7 protein-coding genes, 2 tRNA genes and 1 pseudogene are annotated in these 8712 nt (G+C 34.7%); 3 read left to right on the top strand and 7 right to left on the bottom strand.

Features of this window, described 5'->3' with window-relative positions; genetic code table 11:
* The 4 genes and pseudogenes from CRT24_RS09460 to CRT24_RS09445 all read right to left on the bottom strand — a co-directional run.
* Positions 1-228, bottom strand: a pseudogene (locus CRT24_RS09460) (transposase); the annotation flags it as partial.
* 166 nt (positions 229-394) lie between these two features.
* Positions 395-479 (bottom strand) — tRNA-Leu (locus CRT24_RS09455).
* A gap of 5 nt (positions 480-484) precedes the next feature.
* Positions 485-557 (bottom strand) — tRNA-Gly (locus CRT24_RS09450).
* Positions 558-621: 64 nt separating this feature from the next.
* On the bottom strand, positions 622-1113 hold the full coding sequence (locus CRT24_RS09445; protein ID WP_099370998.1) for a regulatory protein RecX: 492 nt from the start codon (positions 1111-1113) through the stop codon (positions 622-624).
* A gap of 69 nt (positions 1114-1182) precedes the next feature.
* Here CRT24_RS09445 and CRT24_RS09440 point away from each other — a divergent pair, with 69 nt between their 5' ends.
* The 3 genes from CRT24_RS09440 to CRT24_RS09430 are packed head-to-tail and all read left to right on the top strand — an operon-like array spanning position 1183 to position 4867.
* Positions 1183-3618, top strand: coding sequence for a bifunctional UDP-N-acetylmuramoyl-tripeptide:D-alanyl-D-alanine ligase/alanine racemase (locus CRT24_RS09440; RefSeq protein WP_099370997.1), 2436 nt, complete (start codon positions 1183-1185; stop codon positions 3616-3618).
* A 1-nt stretch (position 3619) separates the two neighbouring features.
* Complete coding sequence (locus CRT24_RS09435; protein WP_099370996.1) at positions 3620-4252, top strand: DUF502 domain-containing protein; 633 nt, start codon at positions 3620-3622, stop codon at positions 4250-4252.
* A 12-nt stretch (positions 4253-4264) separates the two neighbouring features.
* A complete protein-coding gene (locus CRT24_RS09430; protein ID WP_099370995.1) occupies positions 4265-4867 on the top strand; it encodes a hypothetical protein in 603 nt (200 codons plus the stop codon).
* 61 nt (positions 4868-4928) lie between these two features.
* Here the strand turns inward: CRT24_RS09430 and CRT24_RS09425 are convergent, their stop codons facing one another.
* The 3 genes from CRT24_RS09425 to ppk1 all read right to left on the bottom strand — a co-directional run bounded on the left by CRT24_RS09425 (position 4929) and on the right by ppk1 (position 8671).
* Positions 4929-5312, bottom strand: coding sequence for a hypothetical protein (locus tag CRT24_RS09425; RefSeq protein ID WP_099370994.1), 384 nt, complete (start codon positions 5310-5312; stop codon positions 4929-4931).
* A gap of 121 nt (positions 5313-5433) precedes the next feature.
* Positions 5434-6501, bottom strand: coding sequence for a PA0069 family radical SAM protein (locus tag CRT24_RS09420; protein WP_099370993.1), 1068 nt, complete (start codon positions 6499-6501; stop codon positions 5434-5436).
* 55 nt (positions 6502-6556) lie between these two features.
* Positions 6557-8671, bottom strand: coding sequence for a polyphosphate kinase 1 (gene ppk1 / locus CRT24_RS09415; protein WP_218962601.1), 2115 nt, complete (start codon positions 8669-8671; stop codon positions 6557-6559).
* Between the last annotated feature and the right edge of the window lie 41 nt (positions 8672-8712).

Here is an 8712-nt window from a genome sequence, read left to right as displayed (position 1 = left end):
ATGTAGCGTAACTTTCTGGCCTCGAATGGGAAAGTCTGAAATTTCAGTAGAAGGCATAAAACCCTTTGACTCCAACTTGCTGTTCTCATAGCCTGTCGGAGCAATATTAAGTTCATCTAAATAAATATGGAGTTGATTGTCGACCTGATCGACTTCTAAAATCTGGAAGTATTCCAAAAGCCCTTCCGGCATCAATAAGGATAGTAATTTACGTTCGGCTTCTTGCAAGGGATATTTGTATTAAGGACGCTAAACTAAGAAATTTTTAACACTCCCCCCAAGAATTCAGCTTGATCCACTGATCCATCCTTTTGAAACTGATCCCAATGTCTTTTGTCTTATGTCTTATGTCTAAACAAAAAAAGCCTGTCTTGCGACAGGCTTTTTGTTTTCGTACCTAGGGCGGGAATCGAACCCGCACTCCTTTAACAGGAACAGGATTTTAAGTCCTGCGTGTCTACCAGTTCCACCACCTAGGCAACTGAGCGAAAGACGAGATTCGAACTCGCGACCCCAACCTTGGCAAGGTTGTGCTCTACCAACTGAGCTACTTTCGCTTGACGTGGTGCAAATATAGAGAGAAAATTGAAATCCTAAAATTATTTTTTGAAAAATATTTCATTAATCGCCCAAATCGTTGTCTTTCAGTACCTCTAAAATTAAATTATTTTCATACCCTCGACCCAATGCATATTGATATAGCTTATTTCTTTTTTTATATGGATCTGACTCTTTAATCAAATTCGATTTTTTGATAATAATGGCAGTTAATTTTTCAAAATAATCGGTTGGCTCGATTTGCTTTAAAGCGATTTTGATGAGTGGAGTCGATACCTGCTTAAGTTTTAGCCCCTGCGTGATCTTTATTTTACCCCAACCCTTGATTCTGAATTTTCCTAACGCATAAGCCTTCGCAAACCTTTCTTCATTCAGGAAATTTTCTTCGATTAGATAACCGATTATATTTTCCACATCTGTTTTGTGCAGCCCCCAGCCATATAGTTTGTCACGCACCTCTTGTTGGGAGCGCTCTTGATAAGCACAATATGATTCTGCTTTTCTCTTAGCTTCCAGTGGCGTAAATGTCTTTTGTTTTTTTATCGGTTCGTCCATAATGCAAATCTTCAAAAAATGATGAACTTTTAAAAAAAATGATGAACTTCGTTCTTTATTTGCAGAATCATGTATACTATTAAATTTATTTGCGAAGTATTAAAAGTAACAGCTTTTAAATCAAATGATTTATCGTCAAAAATCAGCGAACTAGTATACGACAGCCGGAAGGTAAACAATCCTGAAGAATCTTTGTTTTTTGCCCTTAAAGCCACTCGTGATGGTCATGATTTTATTCCAGATGCCTACGAAAAAGGAATTCGGAGTTTCGTTATTTCAAATTCTATTCCTTTTCTGAACGATAAAACTGATGTCAATGTTATATTGGTTTCCGATGTTTTGGAGTTTATGCAAACATTGGTTACTTATCATCGCAAACAATTTAATATTCCTATAATAGGAATAACTGGAAGTAATGGGAAATCGATCGTAAAAGCTTGGCTTTATCAATTGTTGGTGCCTGAAAAGAAAGTTTACCAAAGTCCAAAAAGCTATAATTCTCAATTGGGAGTTGCGCTCTCTTTATGGAACCTAGGTCCTCAGTATGACTTGGCTTTAATAGAAGCAGGGATTAGTGAGCCTGGCGAAATGGAAAAACTTCAACAGATGATTCAGCCTACTATTGGTATTTTTACTAATATTGGAGTTGCCCATTCTCAGAATTTTGAAAGTAAACAGGAGAAATTAGTTGAAAAAATTAAGCTTTTTAAATCTGTTGATGCCTTAATCGCCGGATCTGATTATTTAGAAAAAGAGATGGTAAATCCTGATGTAAGAATGGTGAGTTGGGGGAAATCTGATCATGATCAGGTTCAACTTATATCTGAAGATAGGTCGGGGAATACCAGTAAATTGAAAGTTCGTATTGGAGAAGTAATTTGTATTTGCCAAGTTCCATTTACTGACCGTGCTTCAATTGAGAATATCATGAGTTGCATTGCAACGATGTATTATCTTGGTTATGATGCAGAGACGGTTGTTGAAAGAATTCAAGGATTAAAACCTTTAGAAATGCGTTTGCAATTGAAAAAGGGTATCAATCATTCTTCAATAATTGATGATTCTTATTCCAACGACCTCGCATCGTTAAAAATTTCGTTAGAATTTCTAAATCAGCAGAACCAACACAGCAAAAAAACATTGATTCTTTCGGAGATGGAGGGTCTTGCGGAAAGTGACAAGTTACAACAGAAATTGGTTTCACTTTTGAATAGCTCACAGTTGCAACGTTTTATATGGGTTGGTACAGATTACGATTGGTTAAACAATATTGATATTGAAACCAAGACAAGCTTTGAAAATACGGAATCTCTATTGTCCCATTTTACAGAATTGGACTTTCACAATGAAAGTATCTTAGTAAAAGGAGCGAGGAAATTTCTTTTTGAGCGGGTTGTACAACGGTTGGCCTTAAGGTCCCATGGTACTGTTTTGGAAATCAATCTAAATGCTATTTCAAATAATCTGATGCTCTATAGGAGTTTAATTCCAAAAGGAGTTAAACTGATGGCCATGGTAAAAGCATTTTCTTATGGTAGCGGTAGTTTTGAGGTTGCAAATTTATTACAGTTCAGTAAGGTAGATTATCTGACTGTTGCATTCGCTGATGAAGGTGTTGAATTGAGAAATGCAGGAATAACATTACCTATTATGGTATTGAGTCCAGACCGAGATACCTTTCAAACCTTATTGCAACATAATTTAGAGCCTGAAATATATAGTATGAGTTTTTTAGATGAATTTATAGATTTCTTAAAGGAGAATGACATCCACGGATTCAATATTCATCTAAAATTAGATACGGGTATGCACCGGTTGGGGTTTTTTCCGGCAGAGATAAAAACTGTTATAGAAAAGCTGAAAAATCAGGATCAGGTTCATGTTCAATCGTTTTTCACGCATTTGGTTGCTTCGGGAGACCTCAATCAAGATGATTTTACTTTACAACAAATAAATAGCTATCGTTCCGCTGCGCAAGAACTGGAGGAAGGACTGGGGTATACATTCATCAAGCATGTGGCTAATACATCTGCTATTGTTCGATGGCCAGAAGCACATATGGATATGGTTAGATTAGGAATTGGGCTATACGGAGTTGATATGGACAGGAATTTTTCGAACCTAGAACAAGTTAGCAGTCTAAAAACTACCGTTACACAGATAAAGGAGTTAACTGCAGGAGAAACAGTAGGTTATGATCGTAAAGGAGTATTGTCTAAAGACAGTAAGATTGCTACTGTCAAAATAGGATATGCGGATGGATATTCGAGAAGGTTTGGTAATTCAGTTGGAAAAATGCAAATTAATGGTCAATTAGTGAGTACAGTTGGAAATATCTGTATGGATATGTGTATGCTCGATATCACTGGCCAGGATGTCCAAGTAGGGGATGAGGTGATAGTTTTTCCAAGTTTAATGGAATCAGCCCAGGCAATTGGAACTATTCCATATGAGCTATTAGTAAATATTTCAAGTCGAGTTAAAAGGGTATATTATTACGAATAAAATGATAACTAAGTTTTTTCAAAAGTTTTTTTACTATCTGATTAAGGGAACCTTGGTGGTTGCGCCGGTTGCTGGTGCCATCTTTGTAATTGTATGGTTGGTTGCTACGTTGGATGGAGCATTAAACATTACTGAGCATTTCTTGACTGATGAGTACGGCAAACCATTATATATTCCTGGATTAGGTATTGTCTCGGTCATTTTACTATTGACTCTAATAGGATTTATTTTTACCACTTTAGTTACTGCCCCTATCAGGGCGTGGCTAAATAGGACGATTAGTAAAATTCCTTTATTTAATACGTTGTATTCATCTATTAAGGACTTTACCGAGGCCTTTGTTGGTGATGCAAAGAAATTCAATGAACCAGTATTGGTTGAGGTGAATGAATTTGGCCTGAAGAAAATAGGTTTTTTAACTCAAAAAGATCTTAAAGCTATTAATTTACCTGGTGAAGTGATTGTTTACTTTCCTTATTCTTATTCGGTTGCCGGTCAAGTGGTGATTATTTCGGCTAAGAAGGTTACCAAATTGGATATTTCTGCTACTGATGCCATGAAACTTGTAGTATCAGGAGGTGTTAGTGGGTTAGAAGGTAAAAATCCAAAAGCATTAAGAAAACCTGAATTATAGATTATTAGAATCATGTTCTGGAAAAAAAGCAAGATAACGATAGAAGGACTTGAGCAAAGTGTAATAAAATCAGAAGCTGAGCTCAGTTTCTTACATGCTAAGTCCGACACTTATCTAAGTAAATTAATTCTTAATTCCACTAAATCCAACATCTCTGTGGTTGAAGAACATGGTAAGTTTCTACAGAAATTATCTGGTTTTAATTTTGAGGATAGATGGCCGTTTGGTTCTGAAATAACTTCCTTAAATGAATACATAAAACTGTACAGCAAGGTTTTGCCTGACAACATCTATCATAAAATTGAATTTGATGTTGATAATCATGAAAAGGAAATTCCTGTATTGATTTTATTTCCGATGGTCCAAAATGGTTTGGTTAATGGCTACAATACAATGGAAAATTATCCTCTGAAGGTAAAGCTGAAAGCAAAAGATAATCATATTGTTTATGAGGTCAGCAATAGGGTAAATCATCATTTGACAAATCAAGCGGATAATAAATTCATTTCAGAATTTGAAAACAGGCTTCAATATCATTTTGGTGAAGATTTTAACTTGATCATAAATAGCAACAGCAATTTATTTAAAGTGACCTTATTACTTAAAGTCAAATAAGAAAGGAGCTATCAAATTGACAGCTCCTTTCAAGTTAAATTAATCTGTATATATCGAAGTTTTAGTCTCTTGTACAGTCGGCCGTCCAAGTTCCATCATCATCAGTATAGGCAATTGTTAATTTATCTGCGTCTATTGAAATAATACCCAAAGTACCATCTTCGATAAATAGTTTGGTGTTATCTCCTTCCTTCATTTTAATATTGTTAATGTCTTCCATATCATCACTAAAAAGGAAAGAATAGTTTGATCCACCAACTTTAGTAACTGTTACTGTTCCTTGTAGTGGGCCTTTCATTTCGCCTCCTGTTGGTTTAAAGGAAATTGTACCTTTATAATCATCAACAAAAAAGTCATTATCTACAGGATCATCATCTTTAGAACAAGCAGAAACTGCAAATAAAACCACGAATAATAGACTTAGTAATTTCAATGTTTTTTTCATAGTACAACGTTTTAAATAGTTTTTCAATAGTTTATCGTCATACTTATAACCAATCATGGTGCCATTTAGGTTGCAACATAAGTGTTACAACTTTACTTTAACATAATTTTAACATTAAAAATTACAGGAAATCGAAGAGATTTAACTGTGTATTTCGTTGATTTTTAAAGTGTGAGAGGTCATATTCAAACATTGAATTGTTGAGATTATTTTTATTACAGTGCAATCTGAAATTATCTCTTATTATTTCTGCAAGTTGTCCAGTTCCTTTCATTCTATTTCCGAATTCACTATCATTTACCTTTCCATTATGGCATGCTTGAATACTATGCCAGATTTTATTTGCTCGATCCGGATATGCCTTCCAAAGCCATTCTTCGAAAATTTTTGATATTTCTCCATTTAATCTTACAATGGTATAACCTGCCCACCGAGCACCAGCATCGGCGGCTGCTTTGAGGACTTTTGGAATTTCATGATCCGTTAGTCCTGGAATTATTGGTGCACACATAATTCCTACAGGAATTCCTTTACTAGCTAATGCTTCGATTACTTTCAATCTCTGTTGTGCTGTAGCCGTTCTAGGTTCCATCTTTGATCTAGTTTCTTTGGTTAAAGAATTGATGGATAAAAAAACTACACAGAGATTTTTCTTTGCCATTTCTGCAAGGATATCAATGTCGCGAAGAATAAGGCTGTTTTTGGTAATAAGGCCTATTGGTTGGCCATGTTCTAGCGCAATTTTTAAAATTGATTGTGTAAGCTTGAACTTTCTTTCAAGAGGTTGATAACAATCAGTATTTCCTGAAAGAGAGATTGGTGTACCGTCCCAAGATTTTTTGCACAGAAAATCTCTGAACAATTTTGGGGCATTGGATTTTACGAGGATTTTGCTTTCAAAGTCAAGACCAGCACTGTATCCCCAATATTGATGTGAATTACGTGCATAACAATAGATACAACCATGCTCGCAGCCTTGATATGGATTTGCAGAATATTCCATTCCTACATCTGGACTGCTTACTTTGTTGACAATTGTTTTAGGATGGATGATTGTAAACTGGGTATTTGGAACTTCCTGTTCCCAATCATCTATCCCTTCAATATGGTCTTGCGAATAACTTAGCTTTGAAAATACGTTATGTATATTTTTTTGCGCCCCTCTACCATAAATAAATTCATGTTCCATCTCACTAATATTTTTACTAAAATACTAAAAATATTAGCAAAACAAAAATTGCAATTTATTGATTTAATGTTTCTTGAATTATTTCTTGTTCCTCAGCTTTACTTTTTAAATAATTATGAATTACGATTTGGGAGCGACAAATAGGTTCATCATTATGGACATATTCATTTGTTTGCTTGTTATTTAAATATCTCGCTTTGACGTTATCTCTCAATTGAATCTCCAACATTTCTAACAATTCATGTTTTAGTTTTTTGCTGTGGATCTTTACTGCAGCTTCTACACGATGGTCAAGATTCCTTGTCATTAAATCTGCTGAGGAAATATAAGTTAACTCTTTACCAGCTGCATAGAAGTAAAAAACGCGCGCATGTTCAAGAAATTCATCAACGATACTAATTGCATGGAAAGGTTTGATGAATTTTTTCTGATTTACTGCACAAAAAATTCCTCTAACTATTAGGTCTACTTGAACACCAGCTGAAGAAGCTTCGTATATTTTTTTGATTGATTCTTTATCGCTCAGAGAATTTATTTTGATTATTATTCTCGCTGGCCTGCCAGCTTTTGCTTCTGCAATTTCCTTATCAATAAATGAGCATATCTGCTGACGCATGTCTTTTGGACAAATCAATAGACTTTTATTGTTTTTGATTTGATCAACAAATGCTACTTTAGGTTTTGCCAGAGCATTGAATATTTTATTAATGTCAGCCATTACACCTTTATTGCTAGTCATCAAACAATAATCGCCGTATAATTTAGCTGTTTTCTCATTGATATTTCCAGTGCTAACAAATCCGTATTGTATCGTTTTATTATTTACCCTTTTTTTGATGATACATAATTTGGCGTGTACCTTTTTGTTCGGAATTCCAACCAGGACTTTCACACCTTCCATTTCGAATCTTTCTTTCCATTCGAGATTGTGTTCTTCATCAAACCTTGCTCTGAGTTCCAGCATTACCGTTACCTCTTTACCATTTCTAGCAGCATTTACCAAAGCATTTGCAATTTTTGAATTGGTTGCCATCCTGTATATTGTCGTTTTAATAGACTTAACATCAGGATCCATAGCTGCTTCTCTCAGCAGGTCGATCATAGGTCGAAATTCATGATAAGGGAAGGAGAGGAGTACATCTTTCTTTTGGATGACATCAGTAACCCGATCAAATCCTACAAAATCAGGATGTTCAAATGATTTTCTTTCTTCAGGTTTTGTATATGATTTGAACACATCAGGAAAATCCATGAAGTGTTTAAAATTATGTATTTTTTGTCCAGGTATTATACTGTCTTTTTTACTTAGATTAAGTTTTTTGATCAATAGCTCCAATAATTTTGGATCCATCTCTTGGTCAAAAACAAACCTTGTAGGTTTTCCTTTTCTCCGGTTTTTGATTCCTTTAGAGATTTTTTCAGCAATTGTTGTATTGATATCGTTGTCAAGGTCAAATTCGGCATCTTTTGTAACCTTAAATGTATTGGCTACAAACTCATCAAATCCGAAATAAGAGAATATATAAGGTAGATTTACCTTAACGATATCTTCCACCAAGATGATATGTTTTTGATTCTTAGGAGATGGTAATATTACGAACCTTCCTAATTGACGGGAAGGCAGTTCAATGATTGCGAATTTGGTATCGTATTGCCAATCATCTTTATACATTGCAATTCCTAAATAGAGGCTTTTATCTCTTAAGTAAGGCATTGGATTAGCCTCATCTAGGATAAGAGGAATGATATTGGTTTCTACTTCTTCATCGAAATAATTTTTTACAAATTCCAGTTGTGCTGGATTTAATTCTTCAGCTGTTTTTATATACACCTTTTGTTTGGCCATTTCCCTTTGGACTTGGTTCCAAATTTTATCGAATTTACGTTGTTGTTTGATAACAATTTCTGTAATTTTTTCAAGGATAATTGCAGGTGCTTTATAGAAATAGCTATTTGATTCTTTGGTATTTATCTCTGCAGCTCTTTTTAGGGCAGCAACACGAACTCTAAAGAATTCGTCTAAATTATTTGAAAATATACCTAGGAATTTTATTCTTAAATGAAGGGGGACAGTGGGATCGGCTGCTTCTTGTAATACGCGACCATTAAAACTCAACCAACTTATATCTCTAGGGATAAATTTACTTGCCATTTCTCTATCTATCATCATAGCTCAAAGATGTTCGAGCATTATTTGGTAAAAGTTAATAA

This window comes from Sphingobacterium sp. 1.A.5 (genome assembly GCF_002734235.1).
Classification (GTDB): domain Bacteria; phylum Bacteroidota; class Bacteroidia; order Sphingobacteriales; family Sphingobacteriaceae; genus Sphingobacterium; species Sphingobacterium daejeonense.
The sequence above is the reverse complement of the archived record's forward strand: the minus strand, read 5'-3'. Positions and strand labels throughout refer to the sequence as shown.